Raw genomic sequence first — 2,011 nt, forward strand, 5'->3', positions numbered from 1 at the left:
TCCGTACTGAACATATTATACATTATTTTCAGTATAGTTGAGCTTATTATTGACTAGAGTCATGCTCCAAGGATCCTCACAATGCCACACTCCATCTGCAACGGGCCAGACCCTATCTTAAAATGAGGCAGGGGCGCTTTGCCGCCGGGCTTGTCTGCTGCCAGTCCTTGCGCACTTGCCACTTCCATGCCGACAGGATCCCATCTCTCCCCGACCGGCCAGACCATCAGACAGCAGGTGGCCCAGTTGGACGAGGGATCCCGTCGCGACAAGGCTTGGCTGGGGGATGCGGTGTTGAGCTTGTTTGCCCGGCAGTGGCTGCTTGGGCCACCTCAAGACTGGCAAGTGCCCTCCCCGCCCAGTTGTGACCTGAATCGCGCAGAACTCTTCACGTGGCTGACCTCCAACCAATTTTTGTCGGCCTTCAGGGATCCCACGCAGGTTGAGGCGGAAATCGGCCTGATTTACGAAAAAGAAGGTCTACAAGCAGCGTTTGAATATATCCGGGCGCACCTGCTGCCTCTGTTTGTAAGGCAGGTGAACAACCGCGCCAAAGCTCTGCGTGGCAAACGCCACTAGCCGGTTTCTGAGCGAAGCAAGAGCGCGGCAGGATTGCTGGACAGGTCGCCTCTTGAGGGGGAAGCGGAATTAATGGGAAGAAGGGGGATCCACCCAGCGCCCATCGGCTTTGATCAGATCGATCAGCGCCTGCACGCCTTCCGATTCCGGCACCCTTTTCACTTCCTCTTTGCCGCGGTAGAGAGAGATCACCCCCGGCGTCTTGCCCACGTAGCCGTAGTCGGCGTCGGCCATCTCTCCCGGACCATTGACAATGCAGCCCATCACGGCAATGTCCAGCCCCACCAGGTGCTGGGTTGCGGCGCGCACCTTCTGCAGCACCTCCTCCAAATTGAAGAGGGTGCGGCCACAGGAAGGGCAGGCCACATACTCCACCATGGTTTTGCGCAGGTTCAGAGCTTGCAAAATGCCGTAGGCCACCGGGATCTCCTTTTCCGGCGCTTCCGTGAGAGAAACCCGAATCGTGTCGCCGATCCCTTCAGCCAAGAGGGTTCCGATCCCCACCGCCGACTTGATGCGGCCATATTCTCCATCGCCCGCCTCGGTGACACCTAAGTGGAAGGGGTAATTCAGGCCCAGGGCATCGAAGCGACGGGCTGCCAGCCGGTAGGCCGCCAACATGACCTGCGGGCGGGAAGCCTTGAAGGAAAGCACCACATTGTGAAAGTCTTGCTCGGCGCAGATTTGGGCAAATTCCAGGGCCGACTCCACCATGCCCTCAGGCGTATCCCCGTAGGTGAAGAGCATCCGCTCTGCCAGGGATCCATGATTGACCCCGATGCGCAGGGCTTTGTTCTGGGCTTTGAGGGTCTGGACAAGGGGGGTGAAGGTTTCCCGGATTTTGTTACGAATGGCCTCAAATTCGGCTTGGGTATATTCTGTGCGACCGGGCTGAGGTTTTTCAAAGACGAACAACCCTGGATTGATGCGCACCTTGTCCACGTATTTGGCTACTTCCAGGGCGATCTTGATGCCGTTGTGATGGACATCGGCTACCAAAGGCACCGGCTTGTAGGTTTGGATCAGCTTCTCCCGAATCGCCTCCATCGCCTTGGCATGGGCCATGCTGGGAACGGTAACCCGCACAATCTCTGAGCCTGCCTCGTGCAGACGGCGGATCCCGGCCACTGCTGCGTCGATGTCGAGGGTGTCCTCGTTGATCATGGACTGTACCACCACCGGGTGCTGGCTGCCGATCAACACATCGGCTACGGCCACCGTGCGGGTGGGGCGACGGGGATAGACCGGTTCTGGGTAGGGCTGCTGGGTGGGGGCGTTGGGCCGATCCAGGGTTTGCATAGCTTGGTCAAGCCAAAAGAGCTGCTCTAGCTTGATTGTAGGTCGGAAACTAACCTGGGGTTCGATTCAGCTAGAAATCGCAGGAGCCCCGCACTGTACCCGTAGGGTCAGTGCCGGGAGGAATGCGCTTTGA

Annotated in this window: 2 protein-coding genes; one reads left to right on the forward strand and one right to left on the reverse strand. The window is 58.4% G+C overall.

Features of this window, described 5'->3' with window-relative positions; genetic code table 11:
- The first annotated feature begins 150 nt into the window (after positions 1–150).
- Complete coding sequence (locus tag NW840_RS09745; RefSeq protein WP_414343920.1) at positions 151–579, forward strand: hypothetical protein; 429 nt, start codon at positions 151–153, stop codon at positions 577–579.
- Between the two features lie 69 nt (positions 580–648).
- On the opposite strand, the gene ispG is transcribed toward NW840_RS09745, so the two are convergent.
- Complete coding sequence (gene ispG, locus NW840_RS09750; protein ID WP_414343922.1) at positions 649–1,878, reverse strand: (E)-4-hydroxy-3-methylbut-2-enyl-diphosphate synthase; 1,230 nt, start codon at positions 1,876–1,878, stop codon at positions 649–651.
- Positions 1,879–2,011 lie beyond the last annotated feature (133 nt).

The sequence above is a fragment of the Synechococcus sp. R5-13 genome, assembly GCF_047462015.1.
Taxonomy (GTDB): domain Bacteria; phylum Cyanobacteriota; class Cyanobacteriia; order Thermostichales; family Thermostichaceae; genus Thermostichus.